This window comes from Motilimonas thetidivivens, from assembly GCF_046452435.1.
Lineage (GTDB): Bacteria > Pseudomonadota > Gammaproteobacteria > Enterobacterales > CBDFNC01 > Motilimonas.
In genome coordinates this window covers 52,498-72,749 of the sequence record NZ_JBKFDK010000014.1, presented here as the reverse complement: position 1 = coordinate 72,749, position 20,252 = coordinate 52,498, and the positions used below count along the sequence as shown (strand labels likewise).

Below are 20,252 nucleotides of genomic sequence, written 5' to 3'. Positions count from 1 at the left end.
CCGATGTGAGGTTATTTATTTACCTAATGAATGTATATAGAGAGCAATTTTTCATGGTAAGTTGGTTGTGCTTAATTAAAAGATAACTGGAGTTAAAACTAAATGGTTTATATTTGGAGAAATCCCAATGTTCCAGAAACAATGGTCGGAGAGTTAGTTAGTGATTTAGGTTTTGGGGTGTTTCAGAAGGGGGTAGAAGTAAGTCGAGATACAGTTCCAGTTTTTAAGTTTAATTGTAAGTTAAAAAAACTGTATGATGTTTGTCAATTAGCAAACAGTACGCGAGTTCCTTTAGTTAATAGGGATATACGAGATTTGCTATCTGTTCATTCCGATGACCTGCAGTTTATCAAAGCCGTTGTTCAATGTCAGGATGGAACGATAGAAGATTTTTCCGTTGTCAATGTGTTGAGTTTAGTCAATGCTTTAGATAAAGAGCAGTCTATCTTTGATTGTGTTCCAGGTACGCAAGAGATAATGAGATTCAATAGTATAAAATACAACGAAGGGAATTTTATCATTGCAAGGGAGTCGAGTTATCCTGTGCATTTGCTAGTTAGTGAGTTATTGGCGAAGAAATTAAAATCTAGTGGTTGCAAAGGGTTATTTTTACCAGCAGAGTGCATTTAGGGCTCTCTTTGAATGCTGAAAATATGTGGCCTGAGGTTTTAAATTCAATTTCACCAGATTCTTTCCAAAGAAGCACCTACTTCACAATGACTTAGTTGCTTTTCAATGTTTTCAGCTCGGCCAGCACTTGCTGCAATGAAGGGGCAACTTGGTGACCTAATGCCAGAATATCGGCATCGGGCTCGGTCAAATCAGGGATTTGATAAGTGATCATTTTGGCGGATACCGCCGCTTTGACGCCGTTGTTCGAGTCTTCAAAGGCTAAGCAATGCTCCGGCGCGATACCTAGACGCTGTGCAGCCAAGAGGTAAATATCGGGGGCGGGTTTGCCATGTTCAACTTCACAGCCGGTGGTGAAGTGATCAAAGTAATGGTCTAACTTGGCCAGCTTTAATTTTATGCCTGCCACTTCTTTTTTGGTCGAGGTCGCCACCGCGGCTGGGATCTGGTTGGCTTTAAGCCAGTCTAATAATTCGATAACCCCGTCTTTGACCGGAATAGCCTGGTGCAACACAATGGCGTTGTAGCGCTCGCGCCATGCTTGATGTACCGCTGGATAATCTGCGCCATAAAAGTCACGCAATATTTGCTCTATGCCTGCTGCATTGCGGCCAATAATGGAAAGATAAACGTCTTGGTCAAACGGGACTTGAACCTGTTGACAAGCTTGTTGAAACACTTGCATGCATACTCGCTCGGTATCGAGCAGTAATCCATCCATATCGAAAATCGCGGCTTTAAATTGCATTGGCATACTCTATTTCTTGAGTGGGCGCTCATTATCCCATACCCGCCTAGTGAGAGGTATAGGTATGAGTATATACGGGTCACTGGGTGAGACGTCGCGCGAGGTGATTGCTAAGGCTGGTGCTTTTTGGCAGCATGGCGGCTTGCTTTGCCTTTGTCCTCGAGTCTCGGAGTTGCCCTTATGCATTACCATATTCACGCCATTGATCCTAAAGCCCATTTATTTGCCGTTACCCTGACCATTGAAGCAGCTCAAGCGCAACAAGTGTTGTACTTACCCGCATGGCTACCGGGCAGTTATATGATCCGTGATTTCGCTAAAAATCTCATTGATCTACAGGCGCAAGATGCCAATCAAGAGTCATTAGCCTTAACTCAGCTAGACAAGCAAACTTGGCGCGTCGACAACGCAGCGGGACAAATTCAGTTAACCTACCAAGTGTATGCGTGGGACTTATCGGTGCGCACCGCCCATTTAGATACCACTCACGGCTTTTTTAATGGCAGCAGCGTGTTTATAGCTGCCAAAGGATTAGAGCAAACCCCACACACGGTCACCATCGCCGCGCCTGCTTTAACCGAATTGGCCGATTGGAAAGTCGCAACCAGCATGACCCGCACCGCGGGCGAGCAATTTGGTTTTGGCGAATTTAGCGCGCCAGATTACGATGATTTAATCGACCACCCCGTTGAAATGGGCGACCTCACCATCGAGACCTTTATCGCTGCTGGCGTGCCTCATGACGTAGTATTAAGCGGCAAGCATCGCTGCAACATGGCGCGCCTGTGCCAAGATCTTAAAGCCATTTGCGAATATCAAATTAACTTGTTTGGCACCCCTGCGCCGTTTGAGCGCTATGTGTTTATGACCACGGTACTGGGCAATGGCTTTGGCGGCTTAGAGCATAAAGCCTCCACCGCGCTGATGTGTTCACGCAGTGATTTACCCACGTCAAGCGACCTTAATGCGCCGGTAGAAAAAGGCTACCGCACTTACTTATCACTTTGCAGCCACGAATACTTCCATAGCTGGAATGTAAAACGCATTAAGCCAGCCGAATTCACCCCGTTTGACTTATCACAAGAGTCATACACCCAGCAGCTTTGGGCTTATGAGGGGATCACCTCTTACTATGATGACTTTCTTACCTACCGCTCGGGCTGTGTCGATCAAAGCCAATACCTGACTATGCTCAGCGAAATCGCCACCCGTGTTTATCGTGGCCAAGGGCGCTTTAAGCAAAGTCTTGTCGATTCAAGCTTTAACGCTTGGACCAAGTTTTACAAGCAAGATGAAAATGCCGCCAACGCCATCGTCAGTTATTACACCAAGGGTGCCTTGTTTGCTCTTTACCTTGATCTTACTATTCGCACCGAAAGCCAAGGCCAACACAGCCTAGATGACGTGATGCGCCAGCTTTGGCAAGAATATGGTTTAACGGGCAAGGGCACAGATGTGACCAGCCATCAACGCATTGTTGAAGGGATATTAAATCGCAACTGTGATGACATTTTTGCTTACCTGAGTAATACAGAGGATTTGCCACTGGCAGACTTGTTCAGCAAAGTGGGCATCAAGATGGAACTGCGCAGCAGCAAAGGTAGCGCAGATCAAGGCGGCGCAGGCGTAGAAGGTGACAAAATTGGCTTTGGCGCTCGCACCAAGGCAGAAGGTTTTGGTTTACGTGTATTGACCGTGAGTCAAGGTAGTCCTGCCCATCAAGCAGGCTTAAGTGCTGGCGATTTATTGATTGCCGCCGACAAGTTGCAAGTAGGGGCGCAATTTGAGCAGCAATTGCAAAGCTACCCAGTGGGCGCGGTGATCCAGCTAGATTGGTTCCGCCGTGACGAATTAATGCAAGGCGAGCTGCTGGTGGCCGAAGCCGTGAAAGACACAGTAAGCTTAAGTATTAGCGACGCCGAATTAAGCAAGCAATGGTTGTCGTAACAGCTGTGGTAATGGTTGTGGAAATGATTGTGGGAGCTGAGCTCGCTCGGCGAAAATAACGATTCCCTGAGCAAGCTCAGGTCCCACAGAAAAACAGATCAATCTGCAGCAACAAAAAACACAGGCGTGCGAAAAAAGGACATAGGTAAGGAACGTAAATGAAACCAAGAGAATACCAAGCGTGGGCCAAAGTGAGAAAGCTAGGCCGAAATCGTTACATGATGCTTAACGGCATGCTGATGTACGGTGTGCCGCTATTTGTGGTGATGTCGTTTATTGTTAATCAACCTTTTGCCGAAGGCTACACCATGACCGCGGTCGCCATTCACCTTGGGGTATGGCTGTTTATCGGGCAAATGTTTGGCTTAGTGAACTGGGTGGTTAACGAAAAGCGTTTTGCCAAAGCGAGCGGGCAAAACCAACAGAGTTAATTGCACGAGTGTGCTTATTGCTATCGCAGTCGGCCAGCAACTTGAACCTAGGTTGCCGGCTGATCTGAAATGACCCAATTCTTTGTCAGGTGCAACCACATTGATAAGCACTAATTTATCAAAGGTGACAACGTCCAAGTCTAAGCATTCACAACCTACTTAGGTGCAAAGCTTAGATCGCGGCCTTGCCACGCAGGTCAATTAAGTTGCCAAAGGGATCTTCAATTTGGCACATTGATAACCCATTCTCGATTGTCATTGCTTTGTGATATCGGCGTGCTCCGAGGTTTTCGAAGTGGACGAAGGCATCAAGTAAGTTGTCGATTGGCCAATGAAGAACACTTACCTTTTTGCCAGCTTTCATTTAACGCAAGCAACTTCATTTTTCAAAGTCAAATTTCATCATTGTTATTCATAATAAGCAGACCCGTGTCCAATTTTGTAGCCACAGTCTCATTTATATTACTTGTTATTGATTGTTTTCATAGTTTCTCTATATTTTGATTATATATCAAAAATTGGTGAGCAGAGATATGAAGCGCAGAGACTTTATTTGTTCAGGTATGGCTGCAGTCAGTGTTGCGGGGGTGGCTCCAATGTCCCTTAGTGTTGCTGCTGTGACCAATCCGGGTTACTCGAGATTGAGTCGCCAGGAGGCTAGAAATCTTGGTATTTCACCTTATACACAAGTTGTTTTAGGAGCCGATGGCTTTGGTGTTCCGCTGGATATTGAGCCGCGCATCGTTCGGCGCTATCAGGAAGTTGTCTACGTTTGGTTTGACACTCTGCCTGAAATTCATCAATACGACCAGCATGGACAGCTGTCGGGCAAGGTTTCACTTCCTGAGCAGGTTACAGCGTTAAATGACTTCGCGGTGGATAGTGAAAACAACATATACCTTTTACCAAGAGGACATCATCAGATTGTTCAACTCGATTCTCGTGGGCTGGTATTAAACGTTCTCGGTGAATTTGGCACATCGCTTTCCCATCATCTCAATGGCCCGACAAGCCTGACGCTGGATAGAGAAAACAGAATTCATGTACTCAATACAGGCAGTCGAACCATTAAGGTATTCAATGCCAAGGGACAACCTGAGCACGAGTATGGTCAGTCGAGGTGGTTGAAAGACCGTCAGTTTCATGAAATTGATGGTCTTGAGGAGATACGAGTGACAGGTGGTACGCACAGAGATAACGCCTGGTATTTTTCGTCCCATGGTATGTTTTTATCAGCAGTTTGATGAGCCCTTTTAATGTCAGAAACAATATTAACACCCGAATTATTCACGCGTTTGTTGGGCGAGCCTATCGCGGTCCGGGACGGAGCAGGGACAAGCGCCACTGTTAACGTACGGGAAGTAAGAGCAAATGACGCTGGAAGTGTGCAGTCGTTTACAGTCATGCTGGACGGCCTCGAGGGGGAACACATACCCCAGGGCACATATATTTTTTCTCACTCTGAACTGGGGGAACACCCTCTATTTGTTTCTCCCAAGTCAGAGTTGGAATATGAGTTGATTTTTAGCCGGGTTTCGGAATGAGCCAGTTTTGTTCAGGGACGCCATTCCATCAGCAGATACACTTCATCAAAGTCAGACTTGTGCACGAAGCCAAGTCGCTCGTATAGGTGTCTTGCTGGATTGTGGCGTTCGACATGGATTGAAACCGGAACATTGCGTGCTTTTCCTGAATGGAGAAGCTCACTAAGCAGATGAGCACCAATGCCTTGGTTTCTATATTCAGGCATTAGCGCGATATCTACGATACGAATTTCAGAGGGCCAGAAGTCTACAAATAGGCGGCCTATAGGGAGCCCCGACAGCTCTATTATATTGAAGTGTTCGGTGCTGTAGTGGTTAGTGTAGTGATGCTGCTGGGCCTGGAATTGCATGGCAACAAATTCTGTTTTTTGAGCCGGACTCATAGCAGCATGTCTCAGCTCTGGCTCGCGCAGTGCACCATATAGCCTGGTCAGAAATGAAAGGTCGTCAGGCTTGAAACGACGCTGTGTTAGTCGGTTTAGGATGTTTGAAGATATACCAGTACCTTGTTTTATATCCGTTTGTTCGATGTCGGGTAAATGCTCGTTACGCAAGATTAGCTCCAAAATTGATGTTTTTTAGATAATAGACTGTTTAACGGTAAAAAAGGAACTAAACAATGGCAGAGCCCTTTCTGGGAGAAATGAGAATTTTCCCTTATACGTTTGCGCCAAAACACTGGGCTATGTGTGATGGCACCATCGTGCCAATTTCGCAGAACCCTGCACTGTTTGCTCTTCTCGGCAATCATTATGGGGGAGATGGCCAATCCAACTTTGGCCTTCCCGATATGCGCGGTCGAGTTCCAATAGGGCCAGGAACCCTTGGTAGTGATGCTTATCAGCGTGGTAATAAGGGAGGGCTGGAAAGCGTTGCCTTGTCTTTGGCTGAAATGCCTGCGCATACACATGAACTATACGGGGATAGGGACCCTAGCGGCGGAAGAACTGCCCCGGGATTGGTGGGTACGCGCATCCTGAAAAGTACGGATCCCAATCGTTCCTCTATTTTTGGGGATCCTCCTTACGGTCCTGCTACCAACATGATAGCGCTGGATCCTAAAAGCTCTGAAGTGGTAGGGAAGGGGCTGTCCCATGAAAATATGCAGCCCAGTTTAGTGATGAATTTCTGCATCGCTCAGACGGGCGTTTTTCCGCCTCGATCCTAATTTAGTGAACAATTGGAGAAGTCGTTATGGCTGAACCTTATCTGGGCGAAATTCGAATGTTCGCCGGCAATTATCCACCGCGAAACTGGACCTATTGTGACGGGCAGTTGCTTAGCATCAAGGATTACAATGCGTTGTTTTCCCTACTTGGAACCCAATTTGGGGGGGATGGCAGACAAACCTTTGGTTTACCGGATCTGAGAGGGAGAGTGCCGGTGCATAGTGGCACAGGCCCGGGGCTAAAACCTCGTATCCAGGGGCAGAAAATGGGAGCCGAAGATGTCGCTTTAACTGCAAATCAGTTACCTGAACATAATCACCCTATGCAGGTATCAATCCAGCAGGGAAGCACTGACGATTTATATGGTGCAGTGTTGGCTGAATCGGGTGTTGTCACGTATAACGCACCAGCAAAAGATGAAACCGGCATTGCTCCCCTGAATGCATCGGCAGAGGGGAGTGAGGGCGGGGATACTAAACATTACAACATGATGCCGTACCTTGGTATGCGTTTTATTATATCCCTGATCGGGGTATACCCATCTCGAAATTAGGAGGAGTTATGGCGGAACCCTTTGTTGGCGAAATTCGAATGATGCCCTATGGTTTTGCGCCCAGAAACTGGGCGTATTGTGATGGTTCCTTAATTCCCATCGCTCAAAATACGATTTTGTTCGCAGTCATTGCAGATTATTATGGCGGCAATGGCCAAACTTCCATGGCTTTACCAGATTTGCGGGGCAGAGCCCCCATGCATGCGGGTAACGGGCCGGGTCTGACACCTAGATATGTATCTGAAAAATGGGGTTTTCCCCGAGTTGAGTTATCGACTGATGAGATGCCTGAGCACAGCCATACTGTTTCCGCATATCAGTATTTTGGGGAGGAGTCCTCAGCTGGAAATATGCTGGTATCCAGAATTAAAGCAGCAGGTTTTAAGAATGCTGATGAGGCAACTGGAATGGTACCAATGCACTCCGAATCGTTAAAAAGTGCCGGCTTGGGCGCAGCACATGAAAATCGTCAGCCCTATCTGGTGGTCCCTTTTTGTATTGCGTTGGATGGCGTCTTTCCAGTGAGAAGTTAGTCTGTATGGCGTTGCTTGCTGTGAAGTTATTATCAGTGTTGGTATCGTTTTTTCTGGCCTGCATAAGGCGGTTTTATTCGGCTTGTCAGCGCAGCACAAGGTCGTTCCTGTGCTGCGCTGTCACCGTGATTGCGTCAGGACTAGTCTGCGCCACAGAGCCTGAGACAGGATTTTATATTAAAAACTATCAACGTAACATTGAGCTTACGATTAAGGGAGACACCCTTAATGCGCCGCTTATTTACTGGCAGTTTGGGCCTGAAGAGTTTGTATTCTCCCGGAATAGGCTGCTGCTCAGAGCCACAGGTAAACGTATTGAGGCATTGCAGCAACGTTACAACTTCAGGGCTCTTCCCCTTACACACATTCCCGCTCATGTTTCAGCTGTAGCCTATCCCACGTCACTATACCTCATTCATACCGAGACAGCGCTCCATGCTGTTAAGTTGGCGTCAGCCCTTAACGAGGAGGAAGGTGTTGTCTACGCTCAGCCTGACCTGGCCAGTGTAAGCCAAAATAAAGCACAAAAAAGGTCGATAGTGAGGCAGGTAGCCGGGCCTGAGCTGGCCGAGCCAGGCAACAGGAAAAACACTCAAGATGATGAACAGGCACAACGTAGTTATCCGTTGCCGGAAATGGAGCAATTCTGGCAATTGACTAAAGGTGCCGGGGTCCGGGTGGCAGTGATTGATGATGGATTTGATTTAAACCACCCCGCATTGCAAAAATTAAATACAGTTGTGGCTGTTGATGTCACGCGAGGGGTCATGGATGCTGCGCCGCAATCGCGCCAAGACACCCACGGTACTAAAGTGGCGGGCATTTTATTTGCGCAACACCAAGTCGATGGTCTTGCAGTGCCTAAGGTGCTAGGGCTGATCCCCGATAGTGAAGCGGTACTGATTCGTCTTGCCTCAAGCTGGACCACAGACATTATCAATGCATTTTTGGTGGCAGGCTCAGCAGAAGCAGACATCATCAATTGCAGTTGGAGTGTAAAGCTAAATCGTCAACCGATTGCCGATGTGATTGCGAGTCTGGCTCTCAATGGTCGTGGTGGTAAAGGAACCTTGATTGTATTTGCAGCGGGTAACCAAGCCGGCGAACTAACTAAACACGATTTGGCCGCCACTGAATATGCATTAACAGTGGCTGCAGTTGACCAACAAGGCCAATTAGTTGGGGCTTGGGGAGACTCGGTTGATCTTGCTGCACGCACCCAGCTACCCACCACCCAGCGTTCGGACATCTTTAAATGGCATTACACCACCTTAGGCTATACCTCGGGGGCTGCTCCTTTGGTGGCTGGAACGGCAGGGCTATTACTCGCTCGCCACCCTAACCTAACGGCTCAACAAGTGATAACCAGATTAAAACAATCGGTAACCCATAAAGATGAACTAGATTTAAGAGTGCGTGGCAAAGGACTGTTTGAACCACATCGATTGCTTTCAGTCCTTTCCTCTGATTTACCTGACAAAACCAATAACGAATAAGTAAATGACAGACAATAAAAATAACGATGCTCAATTTGAGCAAGGGACGCTCTCGAATGAAGAGGAAGTACCTTCCTTTGATTACGCTAGCTCTTACAGTGCTAACTTACCAGCATTACTCTATGAGCTTAATATTTCATTAATCTTGACCTCTTATCAAGCGGGTCAGGTGATGCTGGTGCGCTCCGATGGCCTGCAAGTTGACGTAAGCTTTCAGCAATATCCACGCCCGATGGGACTGGCGGTGGATGAAAGCCGGATAGTATTGGGTATTTGGTCTCAGGTGCTGGACTTTAGGCGTAACGACACCGTCATCTCAGGTTGTGACCAAGCCGATAAGATAGATGCTTGCTATGTGCCTCGCGCTTCGCATATTACGGGCATGGTCAATATTCATGATATCGCTTGGGGAGATGCAGGATTGTGGATTGTTAACTCCAACTTTTCTTGCTTGGCAACCTTATCGTCTGATTACAGTTTTATCCCCCAGTGGAAGCCTGAATTTATTACCGATTTAGCCCCTGAAGACCGTTGTCACTTAAATGGTATGGCAATGAAAGAGGGTAAACCTAAATACGTGACCACTTTTGATCAATCCAATACCCCCAGAGCATGGCGTGATCAGCAGCGTTTAGCAGGCACGCTTATCGACATCGAAACCAATGAAATGTTGGCAGATGATTTGATAATGCCTCATTCGCCTCGTTACTACCGCGATAAAATCTACTTTTGCCATTCGGGTTACGGCCAAGTATGTACGCTGGATCCTGTGACCAAAACGCGGCGCACTATTGTCACCTTGCCCGGATTTACTCGTGGGCTGGCATTTTATGGCCCGCTGATGGTGGTGGGTACGTCTGAATCGCGCCCTTCAGAGCGAGCTAGTCCATTGCCACTCAATGAAGCCGTTGATGAGACGTTGGCGGGCATTTGGTTTATCGATTTGGAGCAAGAAGAAGTGGTTGGCCAGCTTATATTTGACGGTGATGTTAGCCAGATATATGACGTTGCTATTTTACAAAACACCCATTTTCCCGAGCTATTACATTGGGATGATGAAAAAGTTCGTGACATATTTACTTTTTTGCCTTTGCCTGCGGATAGCAGAGCGGCGCAGCAAAACACCGAGGTTACACATGAAAAATAAAACCAAAAAGCCACTTACAGGGATGATCAAAGGGTTAGTGCCGGTTGCCGCCATCGCTCTGGCTGGTCACGCTGCTGCGGGAAGCCGAGCCAGCTCAAGCCGCGGGGATAAAAAAAGGGCGGTGTATTTACAGCAACAAGCCGCTGATACATCAACAGCTAGCGCCAACGTATTTAATAATTTCGCGACCAAATCATTATCCACGCAAACACCTGCACAGCCTCATCGCTCTGTTAACGAAGGAAAAATATTACAAATTCTGCAACAGAGTCGCCAACAAAGCGCTAGGCTAAGCAGTCGGTTTCATATTGCCGCTAGGGATCAAGAACTAGTCGGCATTGTTGGTAAACCGAGATTTTCCTCAGGTGGGTGTAATGCCACTTACACTTCAAGCCCTGGCAATGGCAGGGGTAAGTGCTCCAACGGGGGGGATAATTGCTTGTTCACCACTAGCGGCACGACATATGTTTCCAATGGTTATCCAGCTGATAATACTTGCCCTGCGCCTACTCCAACGCCAGTACCTAACAGTGCACCAACGGTTAGCAGTGTGCCGGGATCCGTGAATGCGGTTGAAGATACTGAAAGCAACCTTGACCTGTCGGCATTGGTATTTGCCGACAGCGATGGCGACGATCTAACAGTAACCCTCGATATCAACAGCGGTACCTTTAGCGCGGTGACCAGTGCAGGGGGCGTGACCGCCACGCGGGTGAGTTCCACTCAGGTGAAGCTGGTTGGCAGTGCTGCCAATATCAATACCTGGCTGGATACCGCCAGCAACCTGAAATACACAGGGGCAAGTAATGTCAGCGGTAACGCTGCCGCAACCCTGACCATCAGTGCCAACGATGGTACCGACAATCTGGCCTCAAATCCTGCGGTCGATATTAATATTACAGCGCAAAATGACGCGCCAACTGTTTCAGGTGCACCGGCTTCGGTGACGGTAACGGAAGATACCGAATCCAATGTAGATCTGTCTGCCCTGACGTTTGCCGATGTAGAGGGCAGTGACCTGACGGTAACCCTGGATATCGACAGCGGTACCTTTAGTGCCGTGACCAGTGCAGGGGGCGTGACCGCCACGCTGGAGAGTGCTACTCAGGTGAAGCTGGTTGGCAGTGCTGCCAATATCAATACCTGGCTGGATACCGCCAGCAACCTGAAATACACAGGGGCAAGTAATGTCAGCGGTAACGCTGCCGCAACCCTGACCATCAGCGCCAGTGATGGCGTAGCTTCGTTGGCATCAAATCCAGCTGTAAGCATCAATATCACAGCACAGAATGACAACCCAACCGGTTCAGTCACCATTTCAGGCACGGCCACTCAAGGCGAAACCTTAACGGCCAATAACACCTTAGCCGATGCAGATGGTTTAGGAACCCTGAGTTACCAGTGGAAACGTGGTGGTAGCAATATCAGCGGTGCAACCAGCAGTACTTATACCTTAACCCAAGATGATGTGGGTCAAGCTATCACGGTCACGGTCAGTTACACCGATGGCGGTAGCACCTTAGAAAGTAAAACGTCCAATGCTACCGCAGCCGTTGCTAATGTTAACGATGCGCCAACTGGCTCGGTCACCATTTCAGGTACGGCCACTCAAGGCGAAACCTTAACGGCAAATAACACCTTAGCCGATGCAGATGGTTTAGGAACCCTGAGTTACCAGTGGAAACGTGGTGGCAGTGATGTCAGCGGCGCGACAAGCAGCAGTTATACTTTAACCCAAGACGATGTAGGTGAAACCATCACGGTCACGGTCAGTTACACCGATGGCGGCAGCACAGCAGAAAGTAAAACGTCGGATGCTACCGCAGTTGTAACGGACACTAATGACGCCCCGACAGGAACGGTCACCATTTCAGGCACGGCCACTCAAGGCCAAACCTTAACAGCCAACAATACGTTAGCTGATGCCGACGGTTTAGGTGCCCTGAGCTACCAGTGGAAGCGTGGCGGCGCAAATATCTCAGGTGCAACCAGCAGCACCTATACACTGACTCAGGACGATGTGGGTGAAACCATCGCGGTCACGGTCAGTTATACCGATGGCGGCAGCACAGCAGAAAGTAAAACGTCGAATGCCACCGCAGCCGTTGCTAATGCTAACGATGCGCCAACTGGCGATATCACCATCATGGGCACTCTGATTGAGGGGGCTAGCTTAACGGCGGATGTCAGTGGTTTGGTTGACCTTGATGGTTTGGGTTCACTGAATTACCAGTGGCTGTCAGGCGGACAGGCCGTTGGCGAAAATCAAAACACCTATACTTTAACCGCTGCCGATGTGGGTAAGGCGATTGCGGTGCGAGTGAGTTATGTTGATGGCTTTGGTGCATCAGAGCAAATTAGTAGCAGCTTAACTTCGCTTGTGGGAAGTGTAAACCTAGCCCCAGTGTTCAGTGCCACGGGCAATGAGGCATTATTTGTTATCGGTGAACCAGGGGTTGCATTGTTTGCTGACATTAGCGCTTCCCCTGTGGAGTCGACCCAAAGAATGTCCGGCTTCACCTTAGCGATAGCTCAGACTTTGGCAACTGGCGCGCAGTTGAGTTTTGATGGCACCGCTATCCCATTCAATGCTGGCGAACAAGGCACCACGGAAACTGGCTTTAGCTATCAAGTTGCAGTTGCTAACGAAAACTTAGTGCTTACTGTATCAAGTGGCTCAGTGGCGGCAGAGGTATTTGCAACCTTACTTGAGAGCATGACCTATGAACATTTAGCGTCTATCACTGAGCCATTTGAACAGAGGGTTCAGCTGCTAAGTGTCAGTGATGATGGTGGCAGCTTTAATGGCGGACAAGACACCCTTGTAACGAACATTGACGCGACTCTGACCGTACGTCCTAAGGTAAAAGTAGACAAAGTGTCTGCGCTGGTCGCAGATGGGGCATATATTATCGGTGATGAAATCATTATCGAGTTGGATTTTGATGCCGCAGTCACGGTTAGTGGCAGCCCATACTTAGCCTTACAACTTAGCGACAAGCAGGTTAATGCAAGTTATCAAGGCGGCTCAGGCTCAGACAAGCTAACTTTTAAATACACAATACAGTCGGGTGATGTGGCGACGCAATTATCCTATGTCACCACAGAGCCATTGGTATTGAATGGCGGAAGTATTCAAGACAGCGATGATGTGCCCGTATCCTTGGTATTGCCAAACGTGGGGCAAGTAGGCTCGTTATCTGCTTCAAGTAATGTGCAAATTGATGGTGTGTTACCAACGATTTCAGCTGAGGAGGTGAGCCTTACTGGGGCTACGGGTGACAATGCGAGTTATCGAGTAGGCGATACCGTAACCGCTGTTTGGCAAGGCAGTGATGCGAGCCAAGAAATAGCGGGTGTCACGGTGGATTTTAGCGCCTTTGGTGGTGGTCAGGTAAATGCCGTTAAAGTAGATGGTTTATGGCAAGCTTCGTACACCATTACAGCGGGCGATCTTGATAGCACCAATACCAATGTGGTTATCACGGTTGATTACAGCGCGGGTAATCGAGTGCAAATCACCGATAATGCCAATGCGACACTGGATACCAAACTGCCTGTTATTGAGGAAGGTCAAGTTTCCTTCAATACTGGAACAGGGGCAGGTGAAGCTTACAAGGTAGGCGATTTTATTCAACTGAATTGGCAAGACCCAAATCCAGATGTGGTTAATGTGTGGGTTGATTTTAGTGCGGCTGGCGGCTCATCGGCTGTTGCTGCGAGCTTCTCTGATGGGGTGTGGACCGCAGCCTATCAGGTTGAAGCGGGTGATATTTCAGCTTCTTCACAGCAACTAACCCTTACTCTTGTTGATGATGCTGGCAACACCCAAGTTTTCACACCAGAAGCAACCTTTAGTGTTAACAGTGTAGTGCCTGTTATTAACGTTGAAGCAGAGCGCTGGGTGAATGCAACAGGCTTATTTACGGTTATCAATCGTGACGATGTGACTGTGAGCGATGCAACTGATAATGAAGTTGTATTGACTGTCACCGATGGCTTGGGGGATGAGCCTAAACTGGCTCCGGGTACTCATACGTTAACATGGCAAGCCATCAATGCTGTTGGCAATATCGCAACGGCTGAGCAAATGCTGCATATTCGTCCGCTGATTAATCTAAGCAAAGATCAAATCGTCGCGGAAGGCGCGCAAGTGAAAGCGCGGGTGATCTTAAATGGCGATTCGCCATTCTATCCCCTAACTGTGCGATATCAGGTTGAGTCATTAACAGCAGACAACAGTGACCATGATTTAGTCTCGGGTGAGCTGGAAATCAACGAGGGTCGTGAGGCCGCAATAACCTTTAACACCTTTGCAGATGATTTTGCAGAGGGCGATGAGCAATTTATTATTCGCATTTTGCCTTCTGAGAATGCACTCGCGCAGCAGCAAATTAACTTAGGCAGCAAAGTGAGCCAGAGCATCACCGTCAGTGAGCAAAATATTGCCCCTGAATTAACGGTTGTTGTCACTCAGGACGAGCAAGTAAAAACGTGGATTGATCAATCTGGCGGTGATGTTACGTTGACCGCATCGGTAACCGATGCTAACGCGGATGACACTCACAGCTTTACTTGGACTGTGCCGGAACAAATTGAGCTGGCTGACACCAGCCTAACTGCTATTGGTTTCAGTCCTGCGTCCTTGGCTGCGGGGGCTTACTCATTCAACCTAGCGGTGACGGATTCAGGCTCGCCTTCGGGCTCAGATTCGCTACAAATCAACCTAGTGATTAAAGAATCACTGCCGACACTTTCGGATAACGAAGACAGTGATGGCGACGGCCTGAGTGATCGCGAGGAAGGAACTGGTGACAGCGATTTGGATGGGGTGCCTGATTTTCTCGATAATGTAGCACTGGCGGCAAACGTGCTTGCCCATAAGGCAAGCCAAAGCGATACCTTTATATTGGAAACGGAGCCTGGCACCAAAGCAACGTTAGGACAATTCTCTTTACAAGGAGGTAATGGGGGCGCGTTACTGCCTGAAGAAGGCCTTATTCAACTTGATGATACCGATCAGAATTCGGGTGGGGTTTTTGATTTTGAGGTTAAAGAGTTACCCGTTCGGGGACAAACGGTCGAAATCGTGATCCCACAGCTGGCGCCAATTCCTGCTGATGGGGTTTATCGTAAATTAACTCCTTCAAATGGTTGGGTTGATTTCGTGGAAGATGCGAATAACTCGATATACTCTGCGACAGGGGCGATGGGCTTCTGTCCTCCTCCTGGCGACGTTGCCTACACCAGTGGTTTAACAGAAGGCCATTGGTGTGTCAGCTTACGAATTGAAGATGGTGGCCCGAACGACGCGGACGGCGTAGCGAATAATGCTGTGGTTGACCCAGGTGGCATTATGGTGCGTAAAAGTGAGCCTGAAGAGGAAACACCAACTTCTTCTGGGGGGGGAGGCTCAACAGGCTGGTTAAGCATTTTTGCGCTTGGTTGGCTGTGGTTGCGACGCGTCACTAAAGGAAATCAATAATTTCAGATAACTTGAAGTAAGGTGCCAATGCTGTTCACTTGTTTACCTTTGGTGGCAGAGTGGGTGGCATTGTTTACTGTCTATGTTAAGTAACAAGGCCCCTGCTTAGTGTTTGCCAAATAAAATCAGCCACTGGCCCTAGCACTTGGTGTTTGCTTTTGATCAGGTATATATCGCCCACTAACTCATTGTGGGCATCATTAAGCGCTAACTTTTGCAGCCTGCCTTTTGCTAGATCTTGTTTAACCAGATAGAAAGGCACTCGGCCCCATCCCACTCCCGCTTTGATCAGTTGATACTTATCTTGCATGTTATTGACATACAAGCGGCGCTGGTCGGGGCTGACGCCCAGATCTTTGCTACCAGAAGCGCTGCCCGTGTCTTGCAGCACAATTTGTAGCTCATGTTTGAGCTGTTCACGCTGGTTTAGGGGGGCATATTGCGCGGCTACATCAGGTGCAATCACATTGATAAGCACTAATTTATCAATGGCGACAACATCCAAGTCTAAGGTTTCTATTTGTAAATTCGGTAGCGCGCAAATGGCCAGTTGAGCTTGTTGTTTCGACAAGGCTTCAATCGCACCGGTGACATTGTGTTGCTTGAGTACCAGTTGGGTATTGCCGTAACGCTGCTGACATTGGCGGATCACGGGCGCTAAGCGGCGGCTATCAAAGTTGCTGTCAAAGGCGAGGGTGACACTGTTTTCTAACCCTTGCTGTAAATGTCGGCTGAGCTGTTTCAAGGCGCTGGCGCTATCGAGCACCTTTAATGCGTGTTGATAGATTTGCTTGCCTTCGGCGGTAAGGGTTAAGCGATATTGGCTGCGGTCAAAAATCGCAAAGCCAAATTGCTGTTCTAAATTTTTTATCGCTTTGCTCAGCGCGGGCTGGGTTTTATGTAAGGCCTCGCTGGCCAGTTTTAAACTGCCTAGCTCTTGCACGCTCTTAACGATTTGCAACTGATCTAAGGTCATCTTATTTTGCTCATACCGACTAACAAGTTAACTGTAAGTTAATTTGATGCTGAAAAAGTATCAATTTTATTTAACTTTATTCTGGCTAAGATACAGCTAACAACTTGTTGAATAAAGGAAACGAACATGAGCAAAACCAAGAAATATGGCCTGTATGTGGTGATGGCGTTAACCAGCTTTGCCTTTGCTGGCGCAGGTGTAATGAAACTAATCGGTACTCCTGAATTACACGCTTCTTTTGCGGCGATGAAGTTGCCAGTCTGGTTTGGCTATTTTATTGGCGCGTCCGAGTTAGCGGGAGCGCTGGCCATTTGGCATCAGCGTCTTGCCAGTTACGCCGCTGCGGGGTTAGCCATCATTATGCTGGGTGCGGTGTATTTTCATTTGGTTTATACCCCCGTGGTGGCAGCGATCCCAGCCGTGGTATTACTGGCGTTTGCTAGCTATATTGCGCTGGGTAAACATCAACAAACCAAAGCGGTAAAGCATTCACAACCTGCTTAGGCTGTAAACCTTAGATCGCGGCCTTGCCTCGCAGGCCGATTAAGTTGCCAGCGGTTTTAAGTTAGGTGCAGCAAGACTTCGCTTTGAATTTCGCTCAATATTTCTTGAGCCTGTGGCGACTTCAAGTCGAGTGGACACCAGCCATCTGTACCCATGAAATCAGCTGAAAAATAGCTAATGGGGTGATGGCTACTTTCCTTGTTGTGAGACCCAGAAAGCCTGAAAATGCCAAGCTTTGTGTGGATCCTGCTAATTTGAAAGTGATTCATAATTCTCCGGGTAAATTTTAGATGGCAATCCTTTAACGTTGGCAAAGCTAAACTAGGCATATTTGCTCGATCCGTGCCTCAGATACCAGCGATCTTACTGTCATTTTGGTTTTGACAGGGACAGCATCGCGCCCCAAACCGCAACGTTATTTAGCACTCTTAACTGATCGGCAACTGTCCAATTAGCGCATTAAAAAAGTGCGCCCCTTTTTTCGTATGAAGCCAACATAAGCCGCCTAAATTGATCAAGACGGTTACCCAGTAAACCCTTTTAAACGCTTGTTTACTCGATTTATGTCGTAACTTTTTTTGCGCAAAATAAGCGCCAGGCCAGCCGCCTAGGGTAGAAAATGAATGCAATGTGCTTTCTGGTGTTCGCCAGCGACCATTTTGGGCTGCAAACTTATCCTTCGCATAAGCTATAAATGTGATTATGCTCATCACCACATACAAGCCAGCTACCAGGGGAGGTAACTTTCCGACCGCGATTGAGACTAACAGCCCAATACAAAAAAGCATTGTAAAGGTTTTGCCAGCGTCGCCGTCTGCTTTTCTTCTATCTTGCTTGTTTGGCGCTCTAGCATCACTTGCGAACCTTATATTAATCGCTCTAAATCGGTTGTTGTTGTCTCGAGCTAGCTCATAGATAATCACGTCACCATTGCCGGGTCTACGTGAGCGCGAGTTAAACGCCTTGATATGAACAAAAGCTCTGTCGCCACCGCCATTTGGCTCAACAAATCCGAAGCCTTTATCATCATTCCAGCCAGTTACCTTACCTTGGAATTTCATCTATCTGTACCCTTACAATTATGTATGTTTAAGCAATTAGCGACCAACTGTTTGCAGGTGATATCTAGATACCCAAAAATCTTTGTTTTGTACATGGTTAGTGGATAATCTCTTAGTATGTTCGTAACAAATCGGTTTGAGGTAGGGATGGCCACAGCATGACCATATTGTTTATCACCCCTAGGTTAAAAGTGGTTGAAGTTGACGCCGAGATAACTGGCGACCAGCGCGCACAATTGCTTGAAAGTGTAATTAATACCCTAACGCCCACGGTAGTCACTGCATTACCTCACTATTTTCATGGCGTTAATACATTAGCGGCGGCCGAGGTTTGGCTTGAGCGTATGTTAGCGCAAAGCCGTTTGCTACTGGTTAAATCGGTTAGCGGTGACGTCATTGGCTTTCTCTTTATTCACGTGGCACCGGATAATGTGGCTCATATTGGCTATTTACTGGCGCAGGCCTGTTGGGGTCAGGGGCTAGCTACCGAGCTGCTAAAAGGCTTTATGATGGAAGCGAGTAAAACCCCTTGGAGCAAGTTGGTTGGCGGCGTTGACCAAGGCAATCTAGCTTCGGCCAACTTACTAAAAAAATTAGGCTTTGTTGAGCAAGAGACCGATGAAAGTGGCGTGATTATGTTTGAGTATCCTTTGCCCTAGGCCGATGACTACAAAGTAGACGAAAGCGAGCATGACATTGGCACAAGCAACGGCAAAAGATGCAGGGGATTTGGCTTAGCTAAGGGGGGCGATGCTGCATAGCCCAGAAGAAATTAGGCAGTGGTCAGCCCACTGCCTGTGCAACTTACTGCTCAAATACGTGCATGTAGCCGTCTAAATCCGGTACAAAAACCTTGCCATGTTTCACTTCAACCGTGCCATACACCCCGCCGTGAACAATGTCTTTATAAGGTTGTTTGCTGGCATCTGGCTGGTATTGCCATAACTGTTCTCCGGTTTGCGCATCAACAGCATAAAAGCCTCGGTTGACTGGGGTCCAATATTCATCCGCGCCAGTTGCGCCAATATAAACCACGCCGTCTGCTAGCTTAGGTGTGCCCCATGACCAGCCTTTAGTGTCAAAGCTCCAGATCTCTTGGCCTGAGTCGGCGTCAAACTTGATCAGGCGTTTTGAATCTGAGCTAGCGATATAAAAGACGTCATCGTTTTCGCCTTCAATAGCGGAAGATTCAATCCAAGACCAATCTTGGAACATGTAATCCCAGCTCACGGCGCCAGTGGCCGCATCTAATGCGTAAAGATGGGCGTCACGAGAGCCGATGATTACCTTGTCGCCTATAACGAGCGGGTCAGATACGATAGGCGCACCACTGGTATGGGACCAAATAAGCTCACCTGTGTGCTTATTTAGACCATAGGTTTTACCATCCCAAGAGCTGATATAGACCATATTGCCTTCAACATCTGCGGTAGAGCGAATGCTGCCGCCGGTTTTAAATTTCCATACCAATTCTCCCGTTCTGGCATTAAAGGCATAAAAATGCTGGTCGGCGCTACCTACATAGACCAAGTTACCATTAGTTACCGGTGAGGACTTAGTGTAGTCAAAATCCCATGGTGCTTGGTTGGCAGGGAGATTGCGAGTGGCATCGCCGTCATGGAGATCTTGTTTCCACAACAGCCGGCCGCTCCAGCGATTAATGGCATATAAAAAGCCATCGTCACTGGTGATATACACTTTATGATGATGAAACGCGGGGGTAGAGCGAACTATGCCATCGGTTTTGAATTTCCATTTTAGCTTAGTGCGCTCGGTATCCATGGCATAGAAATAGCCATCGTCACTGCCAAAGAAGGCGATTTGCTGGTTAACCTTAATGGATGACCAGATTTGCCCCTGCGTTTTAAAGCTCCATAAATAGTCGCCACTGGCGGCCTGAGCCAAGGTGCTGGTGCCTAACGATCCAGCAACAAGAGCAGCGATAAGTGAGGTTTTAATGAGACTGCGCATATACAGATTCCTTTTTAGTTGGTTAAGCAGACGCCCTGTCTGCGTTAAGTTCAAGCT

Annotated in this window: 18 protein-coding genes; 13 read left to right on the top strand and 5 right to left on the bottom strand. The window is 47.9% G+C overall.

Annotated elements, in window-relative coordinates; genetic code table 11:
• Positions 1-102: 102 nt before the first annotated feature.
• Entirely contained in the window at positions 103-630 is a 528-nt protein-coding gene (locus ACK8OT_RS11965) for a hypothetical protein (protein WP_410196752.1), read from the top strand.
• A 91-nt stretch (positions 631-721) separates the two neighbouring features.
• On the opposite strand, the gene ACK8OT_RS11960 is transcribed toward ACK8OT_RS11965, so the two are convergent.
• Positions 722-1,384 carry an HAD family hydrolase gene (locus ACK8OT_RS11960; protein ID WP_410196751.1) on the bottom strand — a complete coding sequence of 221 codons (663 nt, stop codon included), beginning with the start codon at positions 1,382-1,384 and terminating at the stop codon, positions 722-724.
• A 174-nt stretch (positions 1,385-1,558) separates the two neighbouring features.
• Between ACK8OT_RS11960 and ACK8OT_RS11955 the strand changes: the two genes are divergently transcribed.
• The 4 genes from ACK8OT_RS11955 (at position 1,559) to ACK8OT_RS11940 (ending at position 5,300) form a co-directional block, all read left to right on the top strand.
• The gene (locus tag ACK8OT_RS11955) at positions 1,559-3,325 is read left to right on the top strand and encodes a M61 family metallopeptidase (RefSeq protein WP_410196750.1); all 1,767 of its coding nucleotides are present in this window, start codon (positions 1,559-1,561) and stop codon (positions 3,323-3,325) included.
• Positions 3,326-3,483: 158 nt separating this feature from the next.
• Positions 3,484-3,756 (top strand): hypothetical protein, encoded by a 273-nt coding sequence (locus ACK8OT_RS11950; protein WP_410196749.1) that lies wholly within the window; start codon positions 3,484-3,486, stop codon positions 3,754-3,756.
• A gap of 533 nt (positions 3,757-4,289) precedes the next feature.
• Positions 4,290-5,000, top strand: a complete 711-nt coding sequence (locus tag ACK8OT_RS11945; RefSeq protein ID WP_410196748.1) for an NHL repeat-containing protein — start codon at positions 4,290-4,292, stop codon at positions 4,998-5,000.
• A 12-nt stretch (positions 5,001-5,012) separates the two neighbouring features.
• Positions 5,013-5,300 (top strand): DUF6916 family protein, encoded by a 288-nt coding sequence (locus ACK8OT_RS11940; RefSeq protein WP_410196747.1) that lies wholly within the window; start codon positions 5,013-5,015, stop codon positions 5,298-5,300.
• Positions 5,301-5,311: 11 nt separating this feature from the next.
• Here ACK8OT_RS11940 and ACK8OT_RS11935 read toward each other — a convergent pair whose 3' ends face one another.
• A complete protein-coding gene (locus ACK8OT_RS11935) occupies positions 5,312-5,854 on the bottom strand; it encodes a GNAT family N-acetyltransferase (protein ID WP_410196746.1) in 543 nt (180 codons plus the stop codon).
• Positions 5,855-5,919: 65 nt separating this feature from the next.
• On the opposite strand from ACK8OT_RS11935, the gene ACK8OT_RS11930 reads away from it, so the two are divergent.
• The 6 genes from ACK8OT_RS11930 (at position 5,920) to ACK8OT_RS11905 (ending at position 15,683) form a co-directional block, all read left to right on the top strand.
• Positions 5,920-6,468, top strand: coding sequence for a phage tail protein (locus ACK8OT_RS11930; protein ID WP_410196745.1), 549 nt, complete (start codon positions 5,920-5,922; stop codon positions 6,466-6,468).
• 26 nt (positions 6,469-6,494) lie between these two features.
• Complete coding sequence (locus ACK8OT_RS11925; protein ID WP_410196744.1) at positions 6,495-7,022, top strand: phage tail protein; 528 nt, start codon at positions 6,495-6,497, stop codon at positions 7,020-7,022.
• Positions 7,023-7,030: 8 nt separating this feature from the next.
• On the top strand, positions 7,031-7,555 hold the full coding sequence (locus ACK8OT_RS11920) for a phage tail protein (protein ID WP_410196743.1): 525 nt from the start codon (positions 7,031-7,033) through the stop codon (positions 7,553-7,555).
• A gap of 539 nt (positions 7,556-8,094) precedes the next feature.
• Positions 8,095-9,051 (top strand): S8 family serine peptidase, encoded by a 957-nt coding sequence (locus ACK8OT_RS11915; protein ID WP_410196742.1) that lies wholly within the window; start codon positions 8,095-8,097, stop codon positions 9,049-9,051.
• Positions 9,052-9,055: 4 nt separating this feature from the next.
• Positions 9,056-10,198: a TIGR03032 family protein gene (locus ACK8OT_RS11910; RefSeq protein ID WP_410196741.1), complete on the top strand. Its 1,143-nt coding sequence runs from the start codon at positions 9,056-9,058 to the stop codon at positions 10,196-10,198.
• Entirely contained in the window at positions 10,188-15,683 is a 5,496-nt protein-coding gene (locus ACK8OT_RS11905; protein ID WP_410196740.1) for a choice-of-anchor U domain-containing protein, read from the top strand. Before ACK8OT_RS11910 ends, ACK8OT_RS11905 begins: the two co-directional genes overlap by 11 nt.
• An 85-nt stretch (positions 15,684-15,768) precedes the next feature.
• On the opposite strand, the gene ACK8OT_RS11900 is transcribed toward ACK8OT_RS11905, so the two are convergent.
• The gene (locus ACK8OT_RS11900; protein WP_410196739.1) at positions 15,769-16,659 is read right to left on the bottom strand and encodes a LysR family transcriptional regulator; all 891 of its coding nucleotides are present in this window, start codon (positions 16,657-16,659) and stop codon (positions 15,769-15,771) included.
• Between the two features lie 126 nt (positions 16,660-16,785).
• Between ACK8OT_RS11900 and ACK8OT_RS11895 the strand changes: the two genes are divergently transcribed.
• Positions 16,786-17,163, top strand: a complete 378-nt coding sequence (locus tag ACK8OT_RS11895; protein ID WP_410196738.1) for a DoxX family protein — start codon at positions 16,786-16,788, stop codon at positions 17,161-17,163.
• 428 nt (positions 17,164-17,591) lie between these two features.
• Here the strand turns inward: ACK8OT_RS11895 and ACK8OT_RS11890 are convergent, their stop codons facing one another.
• A complete protein-coding gene (locus ACK8OT_RS11890; protein ID WP_410196737.1) occupies positions 17,592-18,224 on the bottom strand; it encodes a DUF1294 domain-containing protein in 633 nt (210 codons plus the stop codon).
• A 158-nt stretch (positions 18,225-18,382) separates the two neighbouring features.
• Here ACK8OT_RS11890 and ACK8OT_RS11885 point away from each other — a divergent pair, with 158 nt between their 5' ends.
• Positions 18,383-18,883, top strand: a complete 501-nt coding sequence (locus ACK8OT_RS11885) for a GNAT family N-acetyltransferase (protein ID WP_410196736.1) — start codon at positions 18,383-18,385, stop codon at positions 18,881-18,883.
• Positions 18,884-19,028: 145 nt separating this feature from the next.
• Here the strand turns inward: ACK8OT_RS11885 and ACK8OT_RS11880 are convergent, their stop codons facing one another.
• The gene (locus ACK8OT_RS11880) at positions 19,029-20,195 is read right to left on the bottom strand and encodes a PQQ-binding-like beta-propeller repeat protein (RefSeq protein WP_410196735.1); all 1,167 of its coding nucleotides are present in this window, start codon (positions 20,193-20,195) and stop codon (positions 19,029-19,031) included.
• Positions 20,196-20,252: the final 57 nt, after the last annotated feature.